The following is a 26,425-nucleotide window of genomic DNA, read 5'->3' on the forward strand; positions in this document are numbered from 1 at the left end:
GTCGGTGCCACCCGTGGGTACACAGAAGGACTCCCCCGAACAGATGCTCAGCGCGCACGCGTGGCTGGAGCAGGTGGCCGAGGAGCTCGGCCTGCCGCAGGACGTCGTCCGCGCCAGCGTGAAGGACGTGCTGGACCTGACGTCCGCGGTGGCGCACCACCGTTCGCGCCCCGCCGCTCCCGTCACCGCCTTCCTCATCGGCCTGGCCGCCGGCCGGGCGGCGGGCCAGGATCAGGACCTCTACGCCGAGGCCCACCCCCGTGTCGAGCGGATCACCACCCTGGCGCTGGACGGAATCTCCGAACAGCCCTGAGGCCCTGCCGGACGCACCGCGCCGCCACCAGCACCTTCGCCGCGCGGCGCCCCGGCCGGGGCGTCCTGCGCGGGTTTGAGGCATCCCACCCGCGACTAGGATCGCTGCCATGACTAGCCTGCAAGAACCCTCCGCCCAGGTGAATGCGGTCGCCAACCGGTACGACCACCCGGACGTCAGCGAGGCGGAGAAGATCGCCACCGGCATCCCGGCCGTGATCCACGCCATGGAGCACGCGGTGCCGAACAACGCCGCCCCCTCCCTGCTGACCATCAACAAGCACAAGGGCTTCGACTGCCCCGGCTGCGCCTGGCCGGAGCCCGACCAGGCCGACCTGAACATCGTGGAGTTCTGCGAGAACGGCGCCAAGGCCGTCGCCGAGGAGACCACCCCGAAGAAGGCCGGCCCGGACTTCTGGGCCGCCCACACCGTGGAGGACCTGCGGGAGAAGACCGACCACTGGCTCGGCAAGGTCGGACGCATCACCGAGCCGATGCTCTACGACCGCGCCTCCGGCGACGGGCACTACCGTCCGGTGAGCTGGGAGACCGCCTTCGGCGTGATCGCCGAGCAGCTGCGCGACACCGCGCCGGAGGACGCGGTGTTCTACACCTCCGGCAAGGCGTCCAACGAGGCCGCCTACGTGTTCCAGCTGCTGGCCAGGCGCATGGGCACCAACAACCTGCCGGACTGCTCGAACATGTGCCACGAGTCCACCGGCTCCGCCCTGTCCTCCACCCTGGGGCTGGGCAAGGGGTCGGTGACGATGAACGACATCCACTCCACCGACCTGCTGATCTCCGTCGGCCAGAACCCGGGCACCAACCACCCGCGCGCCCTGACGGCGTTCTCGCGCTGCAAGGAGAACGGCGGACGCATCCTCGCGGTCAACCCCATCCCCGAGACCGGGCTGATGAACTTCCGCGAGCCGCAGGCCCTGGGCACCTACGTGGGTATGAAGCAGAAGCTCGCCGACGACTACCTGCAGGTCCGCCTCGACGGCGACCGGGCCCTGTTCCTGGCCATCAACAAGGAACTCGTGACCCGCGACGCGGTGGACCACGCCTTCATCGACCAGTTCACCACCGGCTTCGACGAGGTCCGCGAGCACCTGCTGTCGCTCGACGACGACGAGCTCGCCGCCGCGCACGGCATCCCGCGCGCCCAGGTGCTGTCCACCGTGGACGAGATCGTGGCCGCCGGCACCATGATCATCACCTGGACCCTGGGGGTGACCCAGCACAAGAACGCCGTGGCCACCATCCGCGAGATGACCAACACCCTGCTGCTCACCGGCAACATCGGCAAGCCCGGCGCCGGCACCTGCCCGCTGCGCGGCCACTCCAACGTGCAGGGCAACCGGACGATGGGCGTCTGGGAGCGGTCCCCGGAGAGCTTCCTGTCCTCCATCGAGGACCACTTCGGTTTCCCCGTCCCCCGCGAGCACGGACACGACACGGTGGACGCGCTGCGCGCCATGCGCGAGGGCACCAACCGCTTCTTCATGTCGCTGGGCGGCAACCTGGTGCGCGTGGTCTCCGACACCTCCGTCGCCGAGCAGGGCATGGCGTCCAACGACCTGACCGTGCACCTGTCGACGAAGCCGAACGGCTCGCACGCCTGGCCCGGTGCGAGGTCGCTGATCCTGCCGGTGCGTTCCCGGACCGACCTGGACCTGCAGAAGTCCGGGCGCCAGTCGGTCACCGTGGAGGACTCCGTGGGCAAGGTCCACGCCTCCACCGGTAAGCGCAGGGCGAACCGGAAGGAGAACCTGAAGAGCGAGATGGACATCATCTGCTCGGTCGGGCGCGAGACCTTCGGCGACGACTTCTGGCAGCCGATGATCGACGACTACGACGTGATCCGCGACCACATCGCCGCCACGATCCCCGGCTTCGAGAACTACAACGAACGCCTGGAGCACCCGGGCGGGTTCTACCTGCCCAACGGCCCCCGCGAGCGCCGCTTCACCACCCCCGACGGCAAGGCGCACCTCACGGTGAACGAACCGGACACCGTGCAGCTGCGCGAGGGTGAGCTGATGATGAACACCGTGCGCACCCACGACCAGTACAACTCCACGGTCTACGGCATGCACGACCGCTACCGCGGGATCCGCAACGGCCGCCGCGTGGTCTTCGTGCACAAGGACGACCTGCGCGAGCGCGGCCTCACCGACGGCGACATGGTCGACATCGTCTCCGACTGGGCCGACGGGCAGCGCCGCGCCCCGGACTTCCGCGTGGTGGAGTACTCCCACTCGCGCGGCGGCTGCACGACCTACTTCCCGGAGGCGAACGTGGTGATCCCGCTGGACCACACGGCCGAGGAGTCCAACACCCCGGTGTCGAAGTCCACGCCGGTGCGCCTGGAGCCCACGGGGCGCAGGGCGTCCGACATGCCTCCGATGCCGGCGTCCGAGAAGTAGAGGGGTACGCTGCGGCCCCATGGGACGGTTGATCGACAATGCGCGGGTGACGAAGGTGCGGGTCACGGATGATTCGGTGACCACCGACACCCGGGCCGACCGGCTCGCCGTGGAGGAACCGCTGCAGGTGCGGGTGGACGGCACGGACCTGACCACCACGATGCGCACGCCCGGCCACGACATCGAGCTCGTCCACGGCCTGCTGCACGCAGAGGGCGTGATCACCACAGCGCAGGACGTGGTCACCGCTCGCTACTGTGCCGGCGCGGTGGGCCCGGACAACGCCAACACCTACAACACGCTCGACGTGGCGCTGGTCCCCCAGCCGACCCCCTACATCCCGATCAGGAACGTGACCACCAACTCCGCGTGCGGGGTGTGCGGCACCACCAGCATCGACGACCTGATGAAGACCAGCCGCTACACGTTGCGGCCCGTGCACCCCACGGCACAGCAGATCGTCGCGATGCCGCAACGTCTCGGCGAGGGCCAGCAGGCGTTCCGCAAGACCGGCGGCATCCACGCCGCCGGCGCCTTCACCGCCGACGGGCGTCCGCTGGTGATCAGGGAGGACGTCGGACGCCACAACGCCGCCGACAAGGTCATCGGCGCGCTGCTGCTCACCGACCGGCTCCCCGGCGAGACGCAGGGAGAGGACGCTCCGGTCTACCTGGTGATGAGCAGCCGGGCGTCCTTCGAGTTAGTGCAGAAGGCCGTGCTCGCCGGGTTCTCCGGGTTGATCGCGGTGTCCGCGGCCACCTCGCTGGCGGCACAGATGGCTAGAGAGGCCGGCCTGCTGCTCACCGGCTTCACCAGAGACGACCGGTTCAACCTGTACTCCGGCGAGCTGGGGTAGCTTGCCCCGTGTGGGGACGCGAGCCGATTCGGTCGGCCCCGTTGTCGCGGGGTGACAGAATCGGATCGCGTTCTCACACCGCCGGGTGCCACAGCCGCATCGGCTGGTCCGTGGCGATCGCCTCGTCCTCCCTCCGGCAGCGGCGCAGTCGCCGCAGCACGAAGCGCACCGTGTCCGCCACCTCGTCGGCCACGTACCCCGGCGCCTTGTTGATGCTGAAACAGGCGAAGCGCAGCAGCAGCCAGTCCCACCGCGCCGCCTGATTGCCCTTGCAGCGGTCGTTGGTGAAACTCGAGCGTCTCGCATTACCCTCCCCGTGGTAGGCGTAACTGTCGATCTCGATGAGCACCCGCGCTTCCTTGATCATGATGTCGAAGCAGTAGCCCCTGACCATCGCATTGGCGACGATGGTGATCTCCCCGCTCTCCACCTCATCACGCAACGCCTTGGTGATGATCCTGAGCGCCTTCTTCTCCAGCCCGCTGGCGGTGCCGAGCAACGTCTTGTGACGGATGCCCTCCAGCGCCTTGCGCTCGGCGCGTGACAGATCCGCCATGTCCTCGGCCAGCCTGGCGTTGCCCTTGATGTTGTTGTAGCCGAAGTCGAGGACCCGGACTGCGGCGTCCTCGTCGTCCTTCATGAGGTCGACGGCGGTCTGCGCCGGCGTGCTCACCGGCATCCCCTCGAACATGTTCACCTTGCGCGCCACGCGCCGGCGGATGGTGATCACCCTGTCAGAGAACTGGGTGGTGGGGTGCGCCGCATGAGCGGGGTAGGCCATCGGCATCGCCCCGTACAGGAACGCGGCGGTCGCTCCGGTGTAGGTCAGACCCGGCCGCAGCAGTGCCTCCAGCACGACCTTGTCGTCGGCGACCGTGACGTAGAGCCCTTTAGCTACCTTGCGCAGTGTGCCTGCCTCAACGGCGGCGGCGATCTTGCGGCTGTTCCAGCCTGCGGCCGTCAGCTCTGCGGTCGTCCACACTTTCTTCGCAGGCCTGTCCCTCTTGTTCTGGTGCGCCATGGTGACGTCCCCTCCCCCGGATCCTCCCCGGTCGCGGCCCCCTGCCGCTCGCGGTAAGCATAGCCGGTTGCGCCCCTGCACGGATGCGGGCCGAATCTGTCGGTCCCATTGTCCCCGACCGGCAGAATCGGCTCGGGTTGTTACTGGGTTGCTACCGGGAGGCCTTCAGCTCCGCGATCTCGTCCTTCAGCGCGGCAATGTCCGCGCGGTAGAGGTCCAGACGTTCCTCGACCTCCTCGCGCGTCCAGCGCGGGGTGATCTGTTTGGTGCAGTTGGCGTCCGAGGCCTCCACGTCCACGATCACCACCCGCTCGATCACCGAGGTGATCCGTCGCTCCCCCAGGTCACGGACCTGTTCGACGAGTTCAGGGTCGTCGGACGCCTCGACGGTGCGCGCGTGCCCGAACACCTTCACCCGCGAGCGCGTCGCGAAGTCGACGAAGAAGAGGCAGACCCGTCCGTCCCTGTCGAGGTTGCCTGCGGTGACGAACTGCCGGTTGCCGGCGAAGTCAGGGAACATCAGTTGTGTGCCGTCCTTCAACACCTTCACGAAGCCGGCAGGTCCGCCCTTGTGCTGTACATACGGCCAGCCGGTGCCGGTGACGGTGGACATCATGAACATGCGCGCCTGGCGGATCAGCTTGATGTCACGGGCGTCGAGTTCACTGCCGCCACTGCCGGTGGTGTCCACCCTGTTGCCGACCCCGCGGGCCTGCTGGCGGGCACGGACGTGCTCGTCGAAGGCGATGTCGTCGTAGGTCACTGCGTCTCCAACCAGGCGTTGATGCCGCCGGGGTAGTCGGTGGCGGTGATGCCTGCGGCTTCGAGCAGCTCCACGGCCTGCGCCGAGCGCACGCCGGAGGCGCAGTACACGACCAGATCCCCGGCGTCCCCGAGCGAGCGCACCTGCGCCGGGACGTGGTCGCGCAGGACGCTGAGGGGTACGTTCACCGCGCCGGGGATGCGCACGGTGGCGAACTCGTCGGGCTCCCGGACGTCCAGCAGCGCCGCACCGTCCAGCGACGGCAGCGACGGCGCGACGGACGCGGCGCCCGGGGCGTCCTGCGTGGGAGTGGGTGTCGCGCGCACGCGCGCGGCGACCGCCGGGTCGGCGGCGACGGGGATGTACTCCCACATCCCGGTGAGCCCGGAGTAGTAGCCGATGCGTCCGGCCAGCGGGGTGCCGACGCCGGTGAGCACCTTCACCGCCTCCATCGCCATCGCCGCGCCGACGACGCCGACCAGCGGGCCGAGGACGCCCGCCTGCGCGCAGGACGGGACGCTGCCCGCCGGCGGCGGCGTGGGGAACACGTCCTCGTAGACCGGTGCGTCCGGCATGCCGAAGACGGAGAGCTGGGCGTCGAAGCCGAGGATCGACGCCCACACGTGCGGCACCCCCAGCACCGCGCAGCCGTGGGAGGCGGCGTAGCGGGCGGCGAAGTTGTCCGTGCCGTCCAGCACCACGTCCGCGCCGTCGAGAAGGGACACCGCGCAGGACGCCTCGAGGCGGTCGCGCACCACCGTCACGGTCATCTCCGGGTTGCGCGCGAGCATCTCCCGGCGCGCCGACTCCGCCTTGGGCTGCCCGAGCGCGGCGTCGGTGTGGATGACCTGGCGGTGCAGGTTGGACAGCTCGACGACGTCGTCGTCGATGACGGTGACGTGCCCGACGCCGACGGCGGCGAGGTAGAGCAACGCCGGCGAGCCGAGCCCGCCGGCGCCGACGACCACGACGTGGGCGTCCGCCAGGGCCTGCTGGGCCTGCGCACCGAAGCCCTCGAGGGTGATCTGGCGGCGGTAGCGGGCGTACTCGTGTGGGGAGAACTCCATCACAGCCCCACCCAGTCGGTGGAGCCGTCGGGGCGGTCCTGTTCCTTCCAGATCGGCACGCCGTCCTTCACGGCGGTGGCGAACTCGGCGATCGCCGTGAAGGCGGGCCCGCGGTGGGCCGCGGCGACGACGACGAGGAAGGCGAGCTCACCGATGGCCAGCGGCCCGGTGCGGTGCTCGGCCCACAGGCGGACCTGCGGGTGGGACTGCACCGTGGCGTCGGCGATCTCGGCAAGCGTGGCGGCGGCGGCGGGGTGATTGGTGTAGGTCAGGGCGCTGACCTCGTGGCCGCCGTCGTGGTCGCGGACCACGCCCTCGAAGGTGACGACCGCGCCCATCGCGTCCGTCGCGGTGGTGGCGCGGGCGTGCGCGAGGTGGTTCTCCAGGGGTTGGTGGGTGACGGCGGAGTGCACGACCACGCCGGTCTCGGCGTTCACGCGTGCGGGGTCTGGGTTCTCAGCCATGGTGGTCTCCTGCGTGGTCGGCGGTCGGGCGGTCGAGCAGCTGGTCGAGCAGGTGGTCCAGCAGCGGGTCGAGGACGGCGATGCCGTCGGCCACTCCCCCGCGTGAGCCGGGCAGGGTCATCACGAAGGTGCGTCCGGCGACACCGGCGACCCCGCCGGAGAGCACCGCGGTCGGCACCCCGGCGTCCACCCCGCGCTGCTGCAGGGCGGTGACCAGGCCGGGCAGTTCGTGGGTGAGGTGCGGGCGGACGGCTGCCACGGTCTGGTCGGTGGGGCTCACCCCGGTGCCCCCGGTGGTGAGAAGCACCGTCGGCTGCTCGTCGACGAGCGTGCGGTCGACCTGCGCGGCGATGTCGGCGTCGGCGACGACGGTGGCGTCCGGCACGTCCAGGCCGCGCCCGCGCAGCCACTCGACGAGCACGGGGCCGGTGCGGTCGGTGTAGGTGCCGGCGGCGGCGCGGGTGGACGCCACGATCACGGTCGCTCTCACACGTCCTCCCGCACGTCCCAGTCCCCGGACTTGCCGCCGGACTTCGCGAGCACACGCACGTCCTCGATCACGGCGTGCTTGTCCACGGCCTTGACCATGTCCACCACGGTCAGGGCGGCGCTGGTCACCGCGGTGAGCGCCTCCATCTCCACGCCGGTGACCCCTCGGGTCTTCACCGAGGCCTCGATGCGCACGGCCCCTGACTCCGCACCGTCCTCCTGCGCACCGTCCTCCCGCGTGAAGTCCACGGTGATCTTCCCCAGCGGCAGCGGATGGCACAACGGGATGATCTCGGGGGTCTTCTTCGCACCCATGATCCCGGCGACGCGCGCGACCGGCAGGGCGTCGCCCTTCGGCAGGCCCTCAGACAAGCCGTCAAAGATCATGTCGAGCACGTCGGTGCGGGTGCGCACACGCCCGGTGGCGACCGCGGTGCGGCTGGTCTCGTGTTTGGCGGTGACGTCGACCATGTGCGCCGACCCGTCCTCGCGGACGTGTGTGAGGTGATCGGGGTGACTCTCCATACCGTCACACGCTACCCCGACCTACACTTGTCATCATGCTGGAGATCCACTATTTCGCCGCGGCGCGGGCGGCCCGCGGTGCCGCACAGGAGACGCTTGCGCCCGAGCACGACCTGGCCTCGCTGCTCGAGGTGCTGGGCAGCCGTCACACCGGGCTCACGGCCGGCGGGATGAGCCTGTCGCAGGTCTTCGAGCGCTGCAGTTTCCTCGTCGACGGACGCTCGGTGGCCCGGGAGGACGCCGCGACCACGTCGCTGGACGCGGTGTCGCGGGTGGACGTGCTGCCGCCGTTCGCGGGGGGATAGATGGACGTGCATGCGGTCGTCGTCGCCGGTGGTGCGGGCTCCCGCCTGGCCGCCTCGGCGCCGGACGGGACGCCGGCGAAACCCCTGCTCGTCGGACGCGACGGCGTCCGCCTTATCGACGTGGTGCTGGACGCCGCGGCGCAGGTCGGGTGTACGCGCAGGGTGGTCGTCGCCCAGGTGATGGACCTGCCGCAGGACGTGACCTTGGTGCGTGAGGACCCGCCCCTGTCCGGTCCTGCGGCGGCGCTGGCCACCGGGGTGGACGCGCTCGGGGCCGCTGAAGGCTCCGGGGATGCTGTGTTCCTGCTCGCCGGGGACCTCGTCGCCCCGGCCGCCGCGATGGCCCGGTTGCTCGGGACCTACCGGAGGACCGGTGGCGACGGGTGTATCGCCGTGGTCGGCGGACGGCGTCAGCCGCTGCTCGCCCTGGTGAGCCTCGACCGGCTGCGCGCAACCATCACCGGCGACCTGCGCGACGCCCCGGTCCGGGCCGTCCTACGCGGCCTGGACCTCACAGAGGTCGGCGAGGCCGACGGGATCGACGCTGCCACGGCGGCGGACGTGGACACGTGGGAGGATGCGGTGGAACACGGATACGGCGGTGAGAGGTCATGAGCGGACACACGATGGACCCGGTGGGCTGGGCGGAGACCCGGCGGCGCATCGTCGCCGCACTCTCCCCGACCGGTGAGCTACGCGCGGCGGTGACGAAGCGTCCTGCCCCGGGCGACGTCCTGCACACTGCGGTCACCGCGCCGATGGACGTGCCGCACTACGCGTCCTCGGCGATGGACGGTTTCGCCGTGGCAGGCGACGGCCCCTGGCGGCTGCTGGACGCCCCGGCCGTCGGCGCGCAGGGACGCAATGTGCACATCACCGGCGGCACCCTCGCCGACGGTGAGGCGCTTCCGGCGCTCACCGGTTCCCTGGTGCCCGACGGGGCGACCGCGGTGGTGCGCGCCGAGGACGCGCGCGTCACCGATGACACGCTGACGGCCACCACCCCGCCCGCCGGCCGGGACATCCGCCCCGCCGGGCAGGAGTGGTCGAGCGGCGAGACCCTGGTGGACGCCGGGGTGCGGCTCACCGCCCGCCACGTGGCGATGCTCGGCGCGTGCGGCGTCGACACCGTGGAGGTCACGCCGCGCCCGACCGTGGCGTGCGCGTTCACCGGCAACGAGGTCATCACCCACGGTCTGCCGCGCCCCGGGGAGGTGCGCGACGCCTTCGGCGTCTCCTTCCCCGCCCTGCTGGACGCCTGGGGTGCGGAGGTCGTGGGCACCCAGCGTCTGCCGGACGACCCGGTGGCCGTGGAGGACTGGCTGCGGCGTCCCGAGGTGCTCGGCGCCGACATCGTGGTGCTCACCGGCGGGTCGGGACGCTCCGGGCAGGACTTCGCCCGCCGCTTCATCACCCGCGCCGCCGACGAGGTGCTCGCCGAGGAGATCGCCTGCCGGCCCGGCCACCCCACCCTGGTCACGACCAGATCGCCGGTGCAGAGTGCTGGATCAGGCACCCAGCTGGTCATCGGCGTGCCGGGCAACCCCTTCGCCGCGCACGTGGCGCTGCACAGTTTCGTCGCCCCGGCGGTGGCCGCGCTGCTCGGCGCCGGTGACACGGTGGGGACGCGCACCGGGACCATGGCCGTGTCGATCGAGTCGATGCCCCGCCAGCGGGTACGCCTGCTGCCCGCCACCAGTGCCCCCGGCGAGTCTGATGCGCCCCGCCTCACCCCGGCGCCGGGCGCGCACTCGCACATGCTGCGCGGCTACGCCGCGGCGGACGTCCTGCTCGTCGTCCCGCCGCAGGGTGTGGCCGCCGGCGACGAGGTGGAGTACGTGGAGCTGTAATTTTCAGTCCCGGTAGAGTTCGCCGCCGCGGCTGCTCCCCCGGTTCAGCCACGCGTACACCACACCGATGAGCAGGCCGCCGCCGATCATGTTGCCGACGAGCGCCATCGCCCAGTTCACCGCCACATTGCCGAGGGTCAGCGAGTCCAGCACGCCCGCCCCGGCGGCGAAGCCGTCGCCCAGGCCGAAGAAGGCCAGGGTGAACAGGGAGAAGTTCGCGATGAGGTGCTCCAGGCCCAGCACCACGAACACGGCGATGACCATCTGGGTCAGCAGGAACTTGCCCGCGTAGTCCTTGATCATCAGCCCGCCGACGATGGCGATGTTCACCACGAAGTTCGCCAGCACCGCCTCGACGAGCACGCCGGACGGACTCTTCGTGAGCTTGCCGTCGGCCAGCGCGGCGATGAGGTGGTCCACGCCGATGCCGCCGAGTTTCGCCGACTGCCCGAGCATCACCGCGATGACCACCGCGCCGACGAGGTTGGCCAGCACCGTCCACAGCACGATCGCGGTGGCCCGTACCCAGCCGATGTGGTGCCGGGCGGCACCGTAGGCCATGAACATCATGGAGCCGGTGGCCAGTTCCGCGCCGAGCTGCAGGGTCATGGCCAGGCCGATGAAGAACAGGAAGCCGAAGACCACCGGGCCCAACCCCGGGGCGAGCTGCTCCACGGCGTTGCCGGACACCGCGGCGAAGGCCGTGCCGAGGGTGAGGTAGGCCCCGGCCAGCACGCCGCGCACGGTGTAGCGGGGCAGGTCGTCGCCGAACAGGGCGGTCTTCTTGGCCACCGCGGCGTCGGCGGCGGTGTTGAACGCCCCGGCCAGCGGTTCCTTCTCGGTTCTCGTCTCGGTAGTCGTCGCCATAGGGTGTTTGTACTCCAGCACCGGGGTCCGGTTTGACCGGCACACCTGCGTTCACCTGCGAAAGCAGGACGTTGACCTGCAGCCCGCGCCGTGGCGATCGGTGACGCCGAACGACCGTTCGCAGATTCCGGCCCGCAGCCGCCCCCGTGGTATCCCCCTGGCTCAGCTGACGGTGGCCTCCGCCGCAGCGTCGAAGGCGGCCGAGAGCACCGGGGCGGGACGCGAGTCTCGGCGCACCAGCGCGAGGTCCAGGCGTACCTCCGGTTCCACGATGGGCAGCGTGGTCAGCCGCGTGGTGCCCACCGCCGGGGCCGGGACCACCACCGCCCACGTGCCGGTGCGCGCCAGGGCGAGCAACGACTCCACCGAGGTGGCGTCCACGCCCGGGGTGACCTGCACACCCGCCTCGCCCATCACCCGGTCGAACTCCTCACGGGCGACCATGCCGCGCGACAGCAGCGCGGTGGGCAAGGAGGCCAGCTCGGCACCGGTGACCTGCCCGCCGAAACCGTCGAGCAGGCCGGGGCGTCCGACGGCCACGAAGCGGGTGGTGCCCAGGGAGGTGAAGGTGAGGGCGGGGTCGTGGCGTCCGGCGCGGGCGGCGCTACCGTGCGGGTGCACGATGCCGGCGTCGAAGTCGTGGTCGAGCACCCGGGTCACGATCTCCTCGCTGGTCAGCCCGGCGACCAGGTCCACGCGCAGGGCGGGGTGCTCTCCGACGAGGTTGGACACGATGCCGGCGGCCCGGTCCGTGCCGGACGGGATGGTGCCGAACCGCACCGTGCCCTCGAGGTTGCCGCGCCGGTGGGCCAGGTCGAGGCTCAGGGAGCGTTGCTCGGACAGGATGCGCCGGGCGTAGGCCAGCACGATCTCACCCTCCTGCGTGATCCCCTGGAACGCGGACTTGCCGCGGTTGACCAGTGGGAAGCCGACCTCGGCCTCGAGTTTTCTGATCGCCTCGGACAGGGTGGACGTCGACACGTAGCAGGACGCGGCGGCGTGACCGAAGTGCTGCTCGCGGGCGAGCGCCTCGAAGTAGGTCAGCTGGGTCAGGAGCATGTCGTCGACGCTACCCCTTCCTCCTCCTGACCAGTGCGATCCCCCCGACCACCACCACGTACAGCCCGATCAGGGTCAGGCACGCCCCCAGCGCCCGGTCCATGTCGTTGGCGCTGAGGCCGAGCTCGACGAGCAGCGGGATCGTGCGGGTCTCACCGGCGACGTTGCCGGCGAAGGTGAGGGTGGCGCCGTACTCCGACAGAGCGCGGGCGAAGGAGAGCACCACGCCGACGGCCATGCCGGGCCACGCCAGGGGCACGAGCACGCGGGTGACCGTCTGCCAGCGGCTCGCACCGTCCAACGCGGCGGCCTCGGTGACCACCGTGGGGATCGCGCGCAGGGCGGTGGCCGTGGTCGCGACGAAGAACGACAGAGCGACGAAGACCTGCACCACCACCACGGCCAGCGAGGTGTAGGCCACGTGTAGGCCGAGGCCCTCGAGCCACTGGCCGACCAGGCCGCGGCGTCCCCAGAAGAACACCAGCGCCAGGCCGGAGACTACCGGGGAGAGCACCAGCGGGGCGAAGATCACGACCTGGACCACGTCGCCGCGGCGCGGGTGCCGGCGCAGCAGCTCCACCAGCCACAACGACAACGGCAGGCCGAGGACCACGCACAACACGGTGGCCACCAGAGCGGTGGACAGCGACAGCGTGAGCGACTGGACGGTGGCCGGGTCGGTGACCAGTTCGACGGCCCGGGCCCAGGGGATGTTCAGCAGCAGCGCGACCAGGGGGCCGAGCAGCAGCAGGACGGAGAGCAGGGCGACACCGGCCACCGCCGCCGGCACGGCGGTCACCGGGTGCGAGCCGGTGTTACGAGCCTTACGGGGTGTCGAAGCCATAGTCCTCGAGGATCCCACGGGCGGTGTCGGAGGACAGCCACTCGAGGAACTCGCCGGCGACCTCGTTGTCCTGCCCGTCGACGGTCAGCGCCGCCGGGTAGGCGTTGGGCTCGAGGTCGTCGTCCAGCTCGACGACGGTGATCTCCTCGCCGGAGTTCTTCTGCAGGGCCATGGCGTCGGTGGCGTACATAAAGCCGGCGTCGACCTCACCGGTGGAGACCTTCGTGGCGACGTCGCTGACGTTGGCCTCCTCGGACACCGTCCAGTTGGCCAGGTCGTAGCCCTTCTCGTCGAGGAGTTCGTGGGCCAGGGTGCCACAGGGGACGCCGTCGGCGCAGACCGCCAGGCGGGCGTCGGCGGTGGTGGCCAGGTCGTCCAGCGCGGTGATGTTCGCCGGGTTGCCGGGGGCGGTGGCCAGCACCAGCTGGTTGGTGGCGATGACCTCGGGCTCGGCACCGTCGAAGGCGTCGAGGGCGAGGGCGTCGTCCATGTTCTTCTCGTCGGCGCTGATGAACAGGTCGGCGTCCGCCCCCTGGTCGATCTGCTGGACCAGGGCGGAGGAGCCCGCGAAGTTGTACCGGATATCGACGCCGTCGCCGTCCCCGTCGCCGTGCTCCTCGGCGAAGGCCTCGGCAAGTTCGTCACCGGCGTTGTTCAGCGAGGCGGCCGCGAAGACCTGCACCGGCGAGGTCTCGGAGCCGTCAGCGTCCTCGGAGCCGGAGGTGGAACAGGCGGCGGCGAACACCAGGCCCCCGGACGCGGCCAGGACGGCCGTGGTGCGAAGGATGCGGGTCGTGAGTGCTGACATTGTTCTTCCGTTCTGCCGTGTGGTTCTCCTCTGCCGACGCCGAAGGCGCGCATCCTCGTCATGCTAGCCGCGTGCGCTCCACGACGCGCGGCCGGGAACCACGCCTACCGGCCTGCGGCTCCGGACCGGCGTTCGGAGCTGCCGCACGCCCGTCATTCACGCACGCACCCGGGTTCACGGTAGACAGGGTGGAGAGACAGGCCCGAACGACGGGTCTACCATGGCAGAACACAACAACGAGCACCCGAAGGAGGAGGCCCCCATCACCGCAACGCTCGCGTCCGTCCGTCCAGAGGCCGGCCTCCGCCTGACCGACCGCTGGGGACGCACCGCCGACGACCTGCGCATCTCGCTGATCGACAAGTGCAACCTGCGCTGCAGCTACTGCATGCCCGCCGAAGGGCTGCCGTGGCTCAAGAAGGACGCCCTGCTCACCGCGGACGAGGCCGTGCGCCTCGCCGACATCGGCGTGCGGGTGCTCGGCGTCAAGGACATCCGGTTCACCGGTGGTGAGCCGCTGGTGCGAAAGGACCTGGAGGAGATCGTCGCCGGGGTCCGCGCCCTCCACCCGCACGTGCCGATCTCGATCACGACGAATGCGATCGGTCTGGACAAGCGGGTGGATGCGCTGGTGGACGCCGGCCTGACCAGGGTGAACGTGTCCCTGGACACCGTGGACCGGGAGACCTTCGCCGAGGTCACCCGCCGCGACCGCCTGCCGCAGGTCATCGCCGGGCTCGAGGCAGCCAAGGCCGCCGGCCTGGAGCCAGTGAAGATCAACGCGGTGGCGATGCGCGGGGTCAACGACCACGGCGTGCCGGACCTGGCGCAGTGGTGCCTGGAGCGCGGCTACCAGCTGCGGTTCATCGAGCAGATGCCGTTGGACGCCGACCACACGTGGGCGCGCGACAACCTGGTCTCCGCCGAGGAGATCCGCGCACGCCTGTCGCAACGCTTCGACCTGGCGTCCGACCCCACCCCGCGCGGCTCCGCGCCGGCGGAGCTGTGGGAGGTCCGCGACCGCGGTGCCGCGGCGTCCTCCCCCGCGTTGGGGAAGGTGGGCATCATCGCCTCGGTGACGGAGTCGTTCTGCGCGGCGTGCACGCGCACGCGCATCACCGCCGACGGGCGGATCCGGACGTGCCTGTTCTCCCAGCAGGAGACCGACCTGATGCACCTGCTGCGCGGCGACGCCGACGATGTGGAGGTCGCGCAGGCCTGGGCCACGGCCATGTGGGGCAAGCCGCGGGCCTACGGTTCGGACGCGGTCACCCTCAACGACCCGGAGTACGTGCAGCCCGAGCGCACGATGAGCGCGATCGGCGGCTGAGCGGGGCCCGTTTCTAGAACCAGCGGATACGTCCGCGCAGGATACCGCGGTAGGCCACGGCGGCGAGGGTCACGATCAGGGCTCCGAACATCACCGGGGTGAGCACGAACTCCCAGTGCTCGTGGGAGGTCATCATCACGATCGGCAGCACCGCCGCCGGCGGGTGCAGGATGCGTAGCGCGCACATCAGCATCACCGCGATTCCGGTGACCAGGCCGATCGCCCACCAGGACGTGGGCAGCACGTAGTCGGCCAGCACCGCCACGACCGCCACCACGAGGTGTCCGCCGAGCACGCTCATCGGCTGGGACACCGGGGCGGCGGGCAGGACGAAGACCAGCACGCAGGACGCCGCGAACCCGGCCATGAGCAGCGGGTGGCCGATGGCCTCGGTGAGCAGACCGAGCACGCAGATGACCACGGTCACGGCCGCCCCGGAGACCAGCAGGGCCGCCGGGGTGAACTTCGGCTGCGTCCTGGCGAAGAATCCGATGAAGGGGTTGTGCGGGTGCGGCGGCGTCGACATGCGTACAGGGTACTTCCCCGGGGTGGGGCTAGCGGTCCAGAGGATGGATCTCCACGAGCGCTCCGGCAGCCACCGTGGCCCCGGCGGGGATGCGGATCAGGGCGTCGGCGGTGACGGACTGGGCCAGCAGGTGTGAGCCCGCGCCGCCGACGGGGCTCACGGTCAGTTCGCCCTCGCACACCTGCATGCGGCCGCGCAGGTAGCGGTCCTTGTCCGCCAGGCCGTCCTCGGCGGCGGTGATCCTGGCGGTGACCGCGCAGGGCGCCTCGCCGAGGGCGGGGGCGACGAAGAGCCGGAAGCTCACCGCCGTGGACACCGGGTTGCCGGGCAGGCAGATCACCGGCACGCCCTCGAAGCGGGCCAGGCCCTGCGGGCCGCCGGGCTGCTGGGCGACGTGGCCGAACCAGGCACCCGGGGTGTGCTCGAGGGTCTGCCGGACGACCTCGAAGGCGCCGTGGCTGATGCCGCCGCTGGTGACCACGGCGTCCGGCTCTGCCTTGGTGATGGCGGCCGACAGTGCGGCGCGGAAGGCGTTGGGGTTGTCGGTGGTCTGCACGGTGCCGGCGACGTCGATGTGGTGGACGTGGCACAGGGCGCGCAGCATCGGGCCGTTGGCGTCGCGGATGGTGGCCGCCCCGGGGAGCTGCGCCGGTGCGTCCTGCCCGGCGGTGACCTCGTCGCCACCGGTGCAGATCAGCACGCGTGCGGTGCGCGTGACCGGCACGGTGGTGAGTCCCTGCGCGGCGGCGACGCCGACGGTGCGGGGGTTGACGGTCTCCCCGGCGGGCACGAGCAGGTCGCCGGTGCGGATGTCGGTGCCGCGCAGCCGGACGAACTGTGCGTCCGGCGTAGCCGGAACTGTGACCTGCGCAGCGCCGAAGTGCGCGGGTTCGCACTTCTCCACGGGTACGACGGCGGCGGTACGGGCGGGCAGGCGCGCGCCGGTCATCACCGGCACCACGGCGTCCCCCACCGCCCCGGTGGGCAGGACGTCGCGGGGGTCGGCCCCGGCGGCGACGGTGGCGTCGACGGCGAAGGTGCCGCCTGCCAGGTGGGCGGCGGCCAGGGCGTAGCCGTCCATCTGGGAGTTGTCGAAGCGCGGTGAGTCCTCGACGGCGGTGACGTCCGCGGCGAGGCGACGTCCGAGGGCCGCGGCCGGGTCGACGTGCTCCACGGGCCGCTCAAGGAGGAGTTCGCCGAGGAGCTCACGGACGGCGGCGAGGTGTTCGTCGGGGGTTCGTGCGCTGTGGTTGGTCACAGCGGCGACACTACCGGTAGGTGGCGCTCAGCACTCGCCGTGACTACACGTTCGCCTCGGCGAATCGGGTCCCCGGGCGGTGGTAGACACCCCAGGCCACCAAGGCCATCAGGACGTACGCGGCTGCGAATAGCCAGAAAGCCACGCTGAAGTCACCGGTGACGGAATCCGAGAGGTTCAGCACCTGCGGAATGGCGAAACCTCCGAAACCACCGATCGCCCCGATGAATCCCAGTGCCGCGGCACTCTTGCGCTCGTGGCCGACCGGGTCGTCCGACGGGACGGAGAGCTCAAAGACCGTGGGAATCATGCGGTACACAGGACCGCGCGCCAACCTGGTCAGGTCCATCAGTAGGTAGCCACAAAACAGAATATCCCAAGATGCGACGCTATGACCACGGTGAACAGCGTCAGCCAACTGCAAAACCACGATGCGTGCCGGTGTGCCGACATTCAGAACACCTACCCGGAGCGGACGAATGTATCCCAATCGCAAGACGGAAACCGAGAGGTCTAGAAGAAGACCGAAAAAACGAAGAAATTGCGACCAACTATCGAATTATAGTCGCGATACGAGGTAACGGCCACGTAGCTATTGTCAGTAGCGGCAATACGCGCAGTTGGCGCGTTATCTCTCAGCACTTCGGTTACATCCTGTTTCATGACTTCACTTACAACCGGTCTCATGACTTCGTTGACAGGTAGCAGTCGTTTCAGAATCGGGCATACCAAAATCACTCACACCCGCTCTTCGTCGTCAGATCATCACCTACGATCCCACCGATCCCGAGGCTCCAACGATCTCACAGTTCTGCCGCAGTCTCGGCATCAGCCGTCCCTCGTTCTACAAAGTCTGGGACCGCTACCAGGCGAAGGCAACGCGGCACTGCACCCCCGCTCACCGGCGGGGGTCAGCGTGTCCACCATAAGGGGGTCGAATCCCTTGACTACAGGCCGCCAGTTGGGGTCCGCGACAAACTCATCGGAAGCCAGGCCCTCGCGGCCTAATCAACAAACATAGCACCCTCTACAAAACCCGGGGCTTGACAGATTGTCAATGAAGTGATGATTGCCGAGGTGGCAACGAAGTCATGAGAGCCGTCGTTAACGATGTTCCGGTATTGGTTGTCAATGAAGAGATGAGAGAGGCTCTAAACAAACCGCAAGGATACAGCATACCACCTACGTGGACTACCGATACCAAAAAGGGCTACGCGTGTATAATTATACTCGCGCCTACAACAGGGAGAACCACCGAAACACCGAAGAGGTAGACAATATTGTCTACCTATCGTAAAACACCTGAATTATTCTCGAAGTCATTCACCGAATAGTCAGAGATCAAAATATATCGCAGTGGACTACTTACCTAGAGGCCGATGAGCTTAACAGACACGATCGTACCTACAGGATTTCGGCTATAAGATCAGCATCGGAGTCCCGCGCGATCAGCATAGCCACAAACCTATAGCAAAGAGCCTTGGGCCGCATCGGAAAATTTACTAACTTTTCTTAGCCAGATAAAGGAAGTAGTCCTTAATAGAATATTCCTGATCTCCGCGCTGCCAAAATAACATTACAAAGCGAAACGCGGTAAACAAAAAAGCCATCGCCGCTAGAATAGAAATAGTGCAGGGGATGCGCCAGTAGGGCATGTCCGAAAGGTCGACATCAAAGTAGTTAGCACGTTCGATATAGAATGACATAATCATCGCCGACGGCGGGGCCAGAACTAACCAAAAATAGGAAAAGCGAACTAGCGGCAAAACCCCATAGTGAACACTCAATTGTGACCGCACATAGCGCACAGCTTGCGCGTCACTGTGATTCCACTCTATACGCTTAGACGTTTCGTGCTGGCGTGTGGTCTCTCCGCCGAAATACCGCAGACCCATCGCCTTGTTCGAATAGATCTGAAAACGCCGGATCTCCGAATCTTCGACCCGTCGTGGCCCGATCCGGCAATATCGGGAGATCAAGAACCCCAACATCAACCCGACCATCAACCCCATATACATTTCATTCTGACGCAAGTCGCGGAACAAATTGTATGTCTCAAAAGAGTCCTTAGCTTCGCCAAGAACCTCGGGGTAGGGGGCTAGCACATAGACCGTCGTAATAGCGATCGCCAGTAACGCCCCCAGCATCAGACGAAAGTATCCCTTTTCGTACTGGGTCAAGGTTTGTGATTCTAGGTCAAGACGCAACCATGCAATCCCCTCCCGTAATGACCCATCACGATTCCAAAGTCGATCACCTGAAGGTTCCGAAGGAGGAAGTGCCGCAATTCGCCGAGCGGGAGAAATACTAAACGCCCGAATTACGATGCCCAGTGTGGCAGCAATACTCAAGGCGACAATCGACGAAAGTAAATAATTAATGACCATCCCCCTAAAAATATTCCAACCCGCTGACCGGCGACAGTTTCAATAATCCGGTCATCCGACCGATTGCACCCGATCTAGGGCAAGTTGATAGAACGCATAAGTATCAAGCCGGCAGCTGACCCTACACCCCAAAAGAAAGAAGCGCCGCCCCACTACGCCATTCAGGCGGAGCGAGGCGACGCTAAAACGCACCGGAGAAAATCGGCGCTGCCGAGGGACTACTTCTCGGCGTTCTGGCCGGCCTCGAACGGGAAGCCCAGCTCGCGCAGCAGCGCGCGGCCTTCCTCGTTGTTGGTGGCGGTGGTCACCACGGTGATGTTCATACCGCGGGGACGGTCGATGGAGTCGACGTCGATCTCGTAGAACATGGACTGCTCGTTGAGACCGAAGGTGTAGTTGCCGTTGCCGTCGAACTGCTGGTCCGAGAGACCGCGGAAGTCGCGGATTCGGGGCAGGGCCACGGTCAGCAGACGGTCGAGGAACTCCCACATGCGGTCGCCACGCAGGGTGACGCGGGCGCCGATGGGCATGCCCTCACGCAGCTTGAAGTTCGAGATCGCCTTCTTGGCCTGGCGGATCTGCGGCTTCTGACCGGTGATCAGGGTGAGGTCCTTGATGGCACCGTTGATCAGCTTGGAGTCGCGGGCAGCCTCGCCGACACCCATGTTCACGACGACCTTGGTCACGCCGGGGATCTGCATGACGTTGTCGAAGTTGAACTCGGTGTTCAGGTTCTCCCGGATCTCGCCGCGGTAGCGGCTCTTGAGACGGGGGGTGTAGTTGTCGCTCATCAGATGTCCTTCCCGGTGCGGCGGGAGATGCGGATCTTCTTGCCGTCCTCATCGAAGCGGAAGCCGACGCGGGTGGGCTCGCCGTCAGCGTCGAGGACCATCACGTTGGACACGTGGATGGGGGCCTCCTGGGTGACGATGCCCTCGGACTCGGCGCCACGCTCGGGCGCGGAGTTCACGACGTGCTTCTTGATGCGGTTGACGCCCTCGACCAGGACCTTGTCACGCTGCGGGAAGGCCTCGATGACCCGACCCTTCGCGCCCTTGTCCGGACCCGAGATGACCAGGACGGTATCGCCCTTGTGGATCTTCATGGGTTAGATCACCTCCGGTGCGAGAGAAACGATGCGCATGAAGCGCTTGTCACGCAGCTCGCGGGCGACCGGCCCGAAGATGCGGGTACCGCGGGGGTCGGTGTTGTCCGCACCCTTGATGAGAACGGCAGCGTTCTCGTCGAACTTGATGTAGGAGCCGTCCGGACGACGGGTCTCCTTCTTGGTGCGCACGATGACAGCCTTGACGATGTCACCGGACTTCACGTTTCCGCCGGGGGTTGCTTCCTTGACGGTGGCGACGACGATGTCGCCGATACCGCCGGAGCGTCGGGTGGAGCCGCCGAGCACGCGGATGACCAGGATTTCCCGGGCTCCGGTGTTATCGGCGACCTTCAGACGCGATTCCTGCTGAATCACTTCTAGTCTCCTTGTAGACCTAGTAGTTCTGTGCACGTGGGATTACCGACCCTCACGTGCGCGGTCCGTGCCTCTTCGTGGTCCAGCCGGTCGGCGGTCCGGTCCGCGCGGAGCGCACCGGAGCGACCTGTGGACCACAGGCAACCGCTCAAGTATGCCACCAGCAACGCCACGGGCCAAACCTGACTTCCCCTCCCCCTTGAGGACACCGTCGGCGCGGCGGTTGTCGCACGGCCGTCGCGCCGTTGCCCGCAGCCACGCCGGATCGCCGAATTACCCCCGCCCAGTACCCTATGGGGTACGTCACAGTAACGCCCGAAACTGTGTTCTGCTCACTTTCTGCACAGTCGGGAGTTACGTCACATTCATCCGCTGTCGCCGCAATGGACGATGCCCAGAGCCGGGCCGATGCGAAGTGGACGACACGCGGTCGCCCAGTTCCCTACCAGTAGTTTCGCAGCGCCAGCCACGCCGTTGATAGAACATCGCAGCACGCCATTTGAATCGTTTAGATCGCGGCCGGCTCATACCCGGGGGCGTAGACGCGCGGACTCAGGTAAGCCTCCAATTACATTTCACATCGGAACATAGGGGTAGTGAAACTGTTTTACCCCGCGACAAGCCCCCTCCCCGCTGGTAACTTCTCTCCCGAACGGCGGGACCTCCGCCCTCGACCGGAGACCTGACGCTCCGGCCGATCACCCCAGTTCAGTGAGGAAACACACTTTCATGACCATCAAGAAGAGCCTGTTCGCCGCGGCCACCGCCACCACCCTCGTCCTCGCCGGCACCGGCCTCGCCTCCGCCCAGGACACCGACGGCAGCCTGCCCACCGCCGGCTCCCTGTCCGCCAACAACACCAACGAGGACGGCGAGACCACGGGCTCCGCGATCGTCGAGTCGGTCTCCGGCTCCGCTCTCTTCGAGCCGTCCGAGGAGTGCAAGGAAGTCGACGGCAAGGAGGTCTGCACCGATGGCCCGAGCACCATCGAGTCCTCCACCGAGCTCCTCGGCATCGTCAACGACTTCGGTGGCGCCGTCGCCGGCTCCATCACCCTGATCCCGGACATCTATGACGCCATCCAGACCTTCCAGGAGATGGTGGACGGCTTCGAGCTCCCCGCCGTCCCGAACCTCCCCTTCTGAATCTGACACCGCCCACGCGGTAGACAGGTCCCCCTAGAGGGTCAGAAGAAGCTGAACGGCCCCGACCACTCGGTCGGGGCCGTTTCGCATGCCTACACCCCCGAACGAGGGGCGAGCTCCTCAACGCCGGTCCAACTCCCGGTCACCTGCGCCACCGGGACACTGCAGTGCATACCCCCACCCCCTACGTTTACGATCATGCCCGTCATCATCGACACCCTCGTACCCTGCCCCGTACCCCCGGCCCGACACCGACGCCTCCAGGCCACCTCACACCGCTATACCCTCCCCCGCATTTCGCTTTGACCAGTGCGAATATATCCCTGCCCGGAGAAAACCGTTCATGCTACGTTCTGCTTTGTCCCCCTCACCACCGATCCTCAAGAGGAGCGAAACAAGCATGAAGACCCGTAAGACTCTCCTGACCGCAGCCACCGCCGCCACCCTGGCGATCGCCAGCACCGGTGTCGCCTCCGCACAGGAGGACCTGCCCGACGAGACCGGCAGCACGGGAAGCTCCGCCTCCAACGACGAGTCCGGCAGCGCTCCGACCTCCCCGTCCGCTGAGCTGTCGAACCAGCGCGACGTCCTGGGCTCCATCACCGGCGCCGACGCCCTCGGCTCCTGGACCGACGGACAGTTCGACTACGGCAAGGCCTCCGAGGCCCTCGCGAGCCTGGCCGCCGGTGGCGCAGCCGTCGCCACCCTCGCCGGTGCCTACACCGCCGTCGTCAGCGCCTCCGACGCCTTCCAGGGCGTCCTCGCCGACAGCCAGGGCTTCATCGAGAACCAGATCGGCTAAGAGCCCGAGCGCCGACTACTTAACACCCCGCCCCCTCCGGCGGGGTGTTTCTGCATGTCAGAACGATGCAACTACACCCGATCGGGGCAGCATAAGATCTCCCTGTGGACCTTTCTTCCTCGATACAACATGATAAGAGGCGGAACGAACACGTCAGCTACACCACCTGGCGTAGCTGGACACTGACACAAGAGGAATCCCCATGAAGCTCAAGAAGTCACTGCTCGCCGGCATCACCGCCGCCACCCTCGCGATCGCCGGCACCGGCATCGCCACCGCCCAGGACGGCAGCCTGCCCGGCTCCCTGTCCACCTCCAACGAGACCGAGTCCAGCGATCTCAGCTCGATCACCTCTTCCCTCGGCGAAGGCTCCTCCGAGGGCTCTTCGGAGGGCTCCAGCGAAGGTTCCGCCGAGGGATCCTCGAACATCGACATCGAGGCGTTCCTCGATGACATCTTCGGCGACGACGGTGTCCTCGGCTCCTTCGTGACCGACGACGACGGCACCTGGCTCGATGGCGTCAAGGGCATCACCACCGTGATCAGCCTCATCACCGCCGCCGTCGGCCTGGGCAGCCTCGCCCTCTAAGGAGACCCCGGCGGGTACTCCCCGCCGCCCCCTCCCCCGACCCCTGCTTTCATTGCGTGAGTCTCACCCAAGATCTAAGGTGAACCTATCCTCGAGCGTGGATGCAGGGGTCGAGCCATGCCTCCACGCTCGTTCCGACGAGTGAAAGGGGCCCGATGACGACGGGAACCACCGATGTTGCCGCGCCACCCGGCCCATCCGCCACCTCCCGACTGCGCAGACGCCGGCTCCTCGGCCTCCTCGGCCTCACCGTCCTGCTCGTCGTCGGATTCCTCCTCAGCCTCGCCTACGGCTCCCGCGTCATCCCCACGGACGTCATGCTGGACTCCCTGCGCCAGCTTCCTTCCGCACTACGCGCCGACCAGATCGACGACCCCGATCTCCAGGTCATCGCCGAACTCCGCTTCCCCCGCACACTCATCGGCGTCATCGTCGGCGCCGGACTCGGCGTCGCCGGCGCACTGATCCAGGGGCACACCAGAAACCCGCTCGCCGACCCCGGCATCCTCGGCATCTCCTCGGGTGCTGCCCTCGCCGTCGTCGTCAGCTTCGCCGTCTTCAACGTCTCCGGCACCGCGGCCACCGCCGCCTGGGCCTTCGGCGGCGCACTGATCGCCACCTGCGCCGTCTTCGGCCTCGCCTCCGTCGGCGGCGGCAACGTCCACCCCCTGACCCTCATCCTCGGCGGCGCGGCGATGAACGCCGTCCTGCAGGCCATCATCAGCGCCTTCGTCCTCACCGACGAGAACAACCTCGACCGGATGCGCTTCTGGACCGTCGGCTCCGTCGCCGGACGCGACATGACGATCTTCTGGGGCGTGCTGCCGATCATCATCATCGGCCTGATCCTCGCCTTCGCCACCGGCCCGCAGCTCAACCTCCTCAACCTCGGCGACGACGTGGCCACCGCCCTCGGCGTGAACACCAAGGTTGCCCGCCTGATGGGCATGGTCATCATCGCCCTGCTCGCCGCGGCCGCCACCGCCGCCGCCGGCCCCATCGCCTTCCTCGGCCTCGTCGTCCCCCACCTGGTGCGCTCCATCACCGGGCCGGACTACCGGTGGATCCTGCCGTACTCCGCGCTCGGCGGCGCCACCCTGCTGCTCTACGCCGACGTCCTCGGACGCCTCGTCGCCCGCCCCGGTGAACTCCAGGTCGGCATCGTGCTCGCCTTCGTCGGTGCCCCGCTGTTCATCTACATGCTCGTGCGCAGGAAGGTCGTGCAGCTATGACCCGCAACGCCGACACGCGCACACGCACCAAACGCACCTACGTCCACGAGGGCTCGGTCCCCGGGCGTCCCGCCTTCCGGCTCGGGGCACTGTCGATGGTCTGGCGTCCCCGGCAGTTCGCCGTCTCGGCGGCCCTGGCCGTCAGCGTCGTCCTGCTGCTGCTGGTGTCCATCTGCCTCGGTGACTACCCGCTGACCCCGATCCGCGTGGCCGAGGTCATCGTCTCCCGCCTCTTCGACGCCCTGCACCTCACCGGCCTGCGCGACATGATCGTGGAGCCCTCGCGCATCGAGGAGCTCGTGGTCTTCGACTGGCGCATGCCCCGCTCGGTGACCGCCATCGTCGTGGGCGCCGCCCTGGGACTCTCCGGTGCACTGACCCAGTCCGTGACACGCAACGCCCTGGCCAGCCCCGACATCCTCGGCATCACCACCGGTGCCTCGGCCATGGCCGTGACCATCATCGTGCTCGGCGGCGGGGCGTCCGGCGGACTGGTCGGCTGGCTCTCCGGCGTCGGCATCCCCGTCGCCGCCCTCATCGGCGGCCTGCTCACCGGCCTGGCCATCTGGCTGCTGGCCTACCAGCGCGGCATGGACCCCTTCCGCCTGGTGCTCTCCGGCATCATCATCTCCGCCCTGCTGATGGCCTACATCTCCTTCCTCATGACGCGGGCGGACCTGCGGGACGCCACCACCGCACAGATGTGGCTGTCCGGCTCGCTGAACGCCTCCAACTGGACGCGCGCCATGCCGGTGATCCTCCTGGTGCTCATCGGCGTGCCGGTGTTCGCCTGGATCTCCTTCCAGCTCATGGCCAGCATCCTGGGCCCGGACGTCGCCCGCTCGCTGGGCCAGAACGTCACCGGTGTGCAGGTCGCGCTGCTGGTGTTCTCCGTCGCCCTGGCCGCCGTCGCGGTCTCCGCCGCCGGCCCCATCGGCTTCGTCGCCTTCGTCTCCCCGCAGATCGCCCAACGGCTGTGCGGACGCTCCACCCCGCCGCTGCTGGCGTCCGGCCTGTTCGGCTCCTGCCTGCTGATCCTCGCCGACATGGCCACCCAGTCGATCCTCCCCGTCGAACTGCCCGTCGGTCTGCTGACCTCCGCCGTCGGCGGCATGTTCCTGATCTACCTGCTCATCCAGAACAACCGGAGGGCCTCCACCGAATGAGTACCCAGAAGAGTCTCCAGACCAACACCATCAGCGCCTCCGGCCTCACCGTCGGCTACGGCAAGGCCGACCCGATCATCAGCGACCTCTCGCTGAACATCCCCGGCGGCAAGGTGACCACCATCATCGGGCCCAACGGCTGCGGCAAGTCCACGCTGCTGCGCTCCCTGTCCCGCCTGCTGCCCTCGCGCACCGGCGACGTCCTGCTCGACGAGACCGACATCGGCACGATGAAGCGCAAGGACCTGGCGAAGATCATCAGCGTGCTGCCGCAGTCCCCGCTGTCGCCTCCCGGGCTGATCGTCTCCGGCCTCGTCGCCCGTGGACGCCACCCGCACCAGAGCTGGATCCGCCAGTGGTCCTCCACCGACGAGGAGGAGGTCATGGCCGCCCTCGAGATGACCTCGGTGGCCAACCTCGCCGACCGTCCCGTGGACTCCCTGTCCGGCGGACAGCGCCAGCGCGTGTGGATCTCCATGGTCCTGGCCCAGCAGACCGAGGTGCTCTTCCTCGACGAGCCGACCACCTACCTCGACCTCTCCCACTCCATCGAGGTCCTCGACCTGGTCCGCGAACTCAGGCGGCGCCTGGACCGTACGGTGGTCATGGTCCTGCACGACCTCAACCTCGCCGTGCGCTACTCCGACCACCTCGTGGTGATGCGCAACGGTGCCGTGGAGGCGGCCGGCAGCCCCGGTGAGATCATCACCTCCGAGTTGCTGGCCGACGTCTTCAACCTGGACGCCGTGGTCATCGAGGACCCCGTCGTCGGGGGTCCGCTGATCGTGCCCTCCGCCCCGCCGGAGACCGGCGACCACCTCACCTCACCGTAAAAGACACCGTAAGA

The 26,425-nt window shown here is 68.1% G+C and carries 30 protein-coding genes; 13 read left to right on the top strand and 17 right to left on the bottom strand.

All coding sequences use genetic code 11. The features are described from left to right. Positions 1-13: 13 nt before the first annotated feature. The 3 genes from ACT3UN_RS06055 to fdhD all read left to right on the top strand — a co-directional run bounded on the left by ACT3UN_RS06055 (position 14) and on the right by fdhD (position 3,597). On the top strand, positions 14-313 hold the full coding sequence (locus tag ACT3UN_RS06055) for a DUF6457 domain-containing protein (protein WP_301443231.1): 300 nt from the start codon (positions 14-16) through the stop codon (positions 311-313). Positions 314-422: 109 nt separating this feature from the next. Next, positions 423-2,741, top strand: coding sequence for an FdhF/YdeP family oxidoreductase (locus tag ACT3UN_RS06060; protein WP_444656746.1), 2,319 nt, complete (start codon positions 423-425; stop codon positions 2,739-2,741). Between the two features lie 19 nt (positions 2,742-2,760). Next, positions 2,761-3,597, top strand: a complete 837-nt coding sequence (gene fdhD / locus ACT3UN_RS06065; RefSeq protein ID WP_444656747.1) for a formate dehydrogenase accessory sulfurtransferase FdhD — start codon at positions 2,761-2,763, stop codon at positions 3,595-3,597. A 73-nt stretch (positions 3,598-3,670) separates the two neighbouring features. Here the strand turns inward: fdhD and ACT3UN_RS06070 are convergent, their stop codons facing one another. From ACT3UN_RS06070 to moaC, 6 genes are all read right to left on the bottom strand, one after another. Next, positions 3,671-4,618, bottom strand: a complete 948-nt coding sequence (locus ACT3UN_RS06070) for a hypothetical protein (RefSeq protein WP_444656748.1) — start codon at positions 4,616-4,618, stop codon at positions 3,671-3,673. A gap of 151 nt (positions 4,619-4,769) precedes the next feature. Further along, the gene (locus ACT3UN_RS06075) at positions 4,770-5,381 is read right to left on the bottom strand and encodes a pyridoxamine 5'-phosphate oxidase family protein (RefSeq protein ID WP_444656749.1); all 612 of its coding nucleotides are present in this window, start codon (positions 5,379-5,381) and stop codon (positions 4,770-4,772) included. Next, positions 5,378-6,448 carry a ThiF family adenylyltransferase gene (locus tag ACT3UN_RS06080; protein ID WP_444656750.1) on the bottom strand — a complete coding sequence of 357 codons (1,071 nt, stop codon included), beginning with the start codon at positions 6,446-6,448 and terminating at the stop codon, positions 5,378-5,380. Before ACT3UN_RS06080 ends, ACT3UN_RS06075 begins: the two co-directional genes overlap by 4 nt. Continuing rightward, positions 6,448-6,912 carry a molybdenum cofactor biosynthesis protein MoaE gene (locus tag ACT3UN_RS06085; protein ID WP_444656751.1) on the bottom strand — a complete coding sequence of 155 codons (465 nt, stop codon included), beginning with the start codon at positions 6,910-6,912 and terminating at the stop codon, positions 6,448-6,450. The genes ACT3UN_RS06080 and ACT3UN_RS06085 overlap by 1 nt, the downstream gene beginning before the upstream one ends. After that, positions 6,905-7,402, bottom strand: a complete 498-nt coding sequence (locus ACT3UN_RS06090) for a MogA/MoaB family molybdenum cofactor biosynthesis protein (protein ID WP_444656752.1) — start codon at positions 7,400-7,402, stop codon at positions 6,905-6,907. Before ACT3UN_RS06090 ends, ACT3UN_RS06085 begins: the two co-directional genes overlap by 8 nt. Next, on the bottom strand, positions 7,399-7,926 hold the full coding sequence (gene moaC / locus ACT3UN_RS06095) for a cyclic pyranopterin monophosphate synthase MoaC (RefSeq protein WP_444656753.1): 528 nt from the start codon (positions 7,924-7,926) through the stop codon (positions 7,399-7,401). The genes ACT3UN_RS06090 and moaC overlap by 4 nt, the downstream gene beginning before the upstream one ends. Positions 7,927-7,964: 38 nt before the next feature. Between moaC and ACT3UN_RS06100 the strand changes: the two genes are divergently transcribed. From ACT3UN_RS06100 to ACT3UN_RS06110, 3 genes are read left to right on the top strand one after another with little or no spacing between them, the layout of a single operon-like run. Beyond that, positions 7,965-8,231 (top strand): MoaD/ThiS family protein, encoded by a 267-nt coding sequence (locus tag ACT3UN_RS06100; RefSeq protein ID WP_444656790.1) that lies wholly within the window; start codon positions 7,965-7,967, stop codon positions 8,229-8,231. Further along, complete coding sequence (gene mobA, locus ACT3UN_RS06105) at positions 8,232-8,846, top strand: molybdenum cofactor guanylyltransferase (protein ID WP_444656754.1); 615 nt, start codon at positions 8,232-8,234, stop codon at positions 8,844-8,846. Continuing rightward, positions 8,843-10,081 carry a molybdopterin molybdotransferase MoeA gene (locus tag ACT3UN_RS06110; RefSeq protein WP_444656755.1) on the top strand — a complete coding sequence of 413 codons (1,239 nt, stop codon included), beginning with the start codon at positions 8,843-8,845 and terminating at the stop codon, positions 10,079-10,081. Before mobA ends, ACT3UN_RS06110 begins: the two co-directional genes overlap by 4 nt. Before the next feature lie 3 nt (positions 10,082-10,084). Here ACT3UN_RS06110 and ACT3UN_RS06115 read toward each other — a convergent pair whose 3' ends face one another. The 4 genes from ACT3UN_RS06115 to modA form a co-directional block, all read right to left on the bottom strand. Beyond that, on the bottom strand, positions 10,085-10,948 hold the full coding sequence (locus ACT3UN_RS06115; protein ID WP_444656756.1) for a formate/nitrite transporter family protein: 864 nt from the start codon (positions 10,946-10,948) through the stop codon (positions 10,085-10,087). Positions 10,949-11,110: 162 nt separating this feature from the next. Next, entirely contained in the window at positions 11,111-12,007 is an 897-nt protein-coding gene (locus ACT3UN_RS06120) for a LysR family transcriptional regulator (protein WP_301443357.1), read from the bottom strand. A 10-nt stretch (positions 12,008-12,017) separates the two neighbouring features. Beyond that, entirely contained in the window at positions 12,018-12,851 is an 834-nt protein-coding gene (locus ACT3UN_RS06125; protein ID WP_444656757.1) for a molybdate ABC transporter permease subunit, read from the bottom strand. Next, the gene (modA, locus tag ACT3UN_RS06130; protein ID WP_444656758.1) at positions 12,832-13,659 is read right to left on the bottom strand and encodes a molybdate ABC transporter substrate-binding protein; all 828 of its coding nucleotides are present in this window, start codon (positions 13,657-13,659) and stop codon (positions 12,832-12,834) included. The genes ACT3UN_RS06125 and modA overlap by 20 nt, the downstream gene beginning before the upstream one ends. Before the next feature lie 220 nt (positions 13,660-13,879). On the opposite strand from modA, the gene moaA reads away from it, so the two are divergent. Further along, a complete protein-coding gene (gene moaA, locus ACT3UN_RS06135; RefSeq protein WP_444656759.1) occupies positions 13,880-14,989 on the top strand; it encodes a GTP 3',8-cyclase MoaA in 1,110 nt (369 codons plus the stop codon). A 13-nt stretch (positions 14,990-15,002) separates the two neighbouring features. On the opposite strand, the gene ACT3UN_RS06140 is transcribed toward moaA, so the two are convergent. The 7 genes from ACT3UN_RS06140 to rplN form a co-directional block, all read right to left on the bottom strand. Then, on the bottom strand, positions 15,003-15,515 hold the full coding sequence (locus ACT3UN_RS06140) for an HPP family protein (RefSeq protein ID WP_444656760.1): 513 nt from the start codon (positions 15,513-15,515) through the stop codon (positions 15,003-15,005). Between the two features lie 28 nt (positions 15,516-15,543). Beyond that, positions 15,544-16,773, bottom strand: coding sequence for a molybdopterin molybdotransferase MoeA (locus ACT3UN_RS06145; RefSeq protein ID WP_444656761.1), 1,230 nt, complete (start codon positions 16,771-16,773; stop codon positions 15,544-15,546). Between the two features lie 43 nt (positions 16,774-16,816). Beyond that, positions 16,817-17,083: a hypothetical protein gene (locus tag ACT3UN_RS06150; RefSeq protein ID WP_444656762.1), complete on the bottom strand. Its 267-nt coding sequence runs from the start codon at positions 17,081-17,083 to the stop codon at positions 16,817-16,819. 1,192 nt (positions 17,084-18,275) lie between these two features. Further along, positions 18,276-19,160 (bottom strand): hypothetical protein, encoded by an 885-nt coding sequence (locus ACT3UN_RS06155; protein WP_444656763.1) that lies wholly within the window; start codon positions 19,158-19,160, stop codon positions 18,276-18,278. Between the two features lie 218 nt (positions 19,161-19,378). Further along, positions 19,379-19,951 carry a 50S ribosomal protein L5 gene (gene rplE / locus ACT3UN_RS06160; protein ID WP_301442352.1) on the bottom strand — a complete coding sequence of 191 codons (573 nt, stop codon included), beginning with the start codon at positions 19,949-19,951 and terminating at the stop codon, positions 19,379-19,381. Then, a complete protein-coding gene (rplX, locus tag ACT3UN_RS06165; RefSeq protein ID WP_301442353.1) occupies positions 19,951-20,265 on the bottom strand; it encodes a 50S ribosomal protein L24 in 315 nt (104 codons plus the stop codon). Before rplX ends, rplE begins: the two co-directional genes overlap by 1 nt. A 3-nt stretch (positions 20,266-20,268) precedes the next feature. After that, positions 20,269-20,643, bottom strand: a complete 375-nt coding sequence (gene rplN / locus ACT3UN_RS06170; RefSeq protein ID WP_301442354.1) for a 50S ribosomal protein L14 — start codon at positions 20,641-20,643, stop codon at positions 20,269-20,271. Between the two features lie 729 nt (positions 20,644-21,372). On the opposite strand from rplN, the gene ACT3UN_RS06175 reads away from it, so the two are divergent. The 6 genes from ACT3UN_RS06175 to ACT3UN_RS06200 all read left to right on the top strand — a co-directional run bounded on the left by ACT3UN_RS06175 (position 21,373) and on the right by ACT3UN_RS06200 (position 26,411). After that, entirely contained in the window at positions 21,373-21,789 is a 417-nt protein-coding gene (locus tag ACT3UN_RS06175; protein ID WP_444656764.1) for a hypothetical protein, read from the top strand. Between the two features lie 400 nt (positions 21,790-22,189). Then, entirely contained in the window at positions 22,190-22,591 is a 402-nt protein-coding gene (locus ACT3UN_RS06180) for a hypothetical protein (RefSeq protein ID WP_444656765.1), read from the top strand. Positions 22,592-22,793: 202 nt separating this feature from the next. Beyond that, the gene (locus tag ACT3UN_RS06185; RefSeq protein ID WP_444656766.1) at positions 22,794-23,180 is read left to right on the top strand and encodes a hypothetical protein; all 387 of its coding nucleotides are present in this window, start codon (positions 22,794-22,796) and stop codon (positions 23,178-23,180) included. Positions 23,181-23,335: 155 nt separating this feature from the next. Beyond that, the gene (locus ACT3UN_RS06190; RefSeq protein ID WP_444656767.1) at positions 23,336-24,412 is read left to right on the top strand and encodes a FecCD family ABC transporter permease; all 1,077 of its coding nucleotides are present in this window, start codon (positions 23,336-23,338) and stop codon (positions 24,410-24,412) included. Beyond that, positions 24,409-25,578 (top strand): FecCD family ABC transporter permease, encoded by a 1,170-nt coding sequence (locus ACT3UN_RS06195; protein WP_444656768.1) that lies wholly within the window; start codon positions 24,409-24,411, stop codon positions 25,576-25,578. Before ACT3UN_RS06190 ends, ACT3UN_RS06195 begins: the two co-directional genes overlap by 4 nt. Then, the gene (locus tag ACT3UN_RS06200; protein WP_444656769.1) at positions 25,575-26,411 is read left to right on the top strand and encodes an ABC transporter ATP-binding protein; all 837 of its coding nucleotides are present in this window, start codon (positions 25,575-25,577) and stop codon (positions 26,409-26,411) included. The genes ACT3UN_RS06195 and ACT3UN_RS06200 overlap by 4 nt, the downstream gene beginning before the upstream one ends. The last annotated feature ends 14 nt before the right edge of the window (positions 26,412-26,425 follow it).

The organism is Corynebacterium sp. AOP12-C2-36 (assembly GCF_052379185.1).
Lineage (GTDB): Bacteria > Actinomycetota > Actinomycetes > Mycobacteriales > Mycobacteriaceae > Corynebacterium.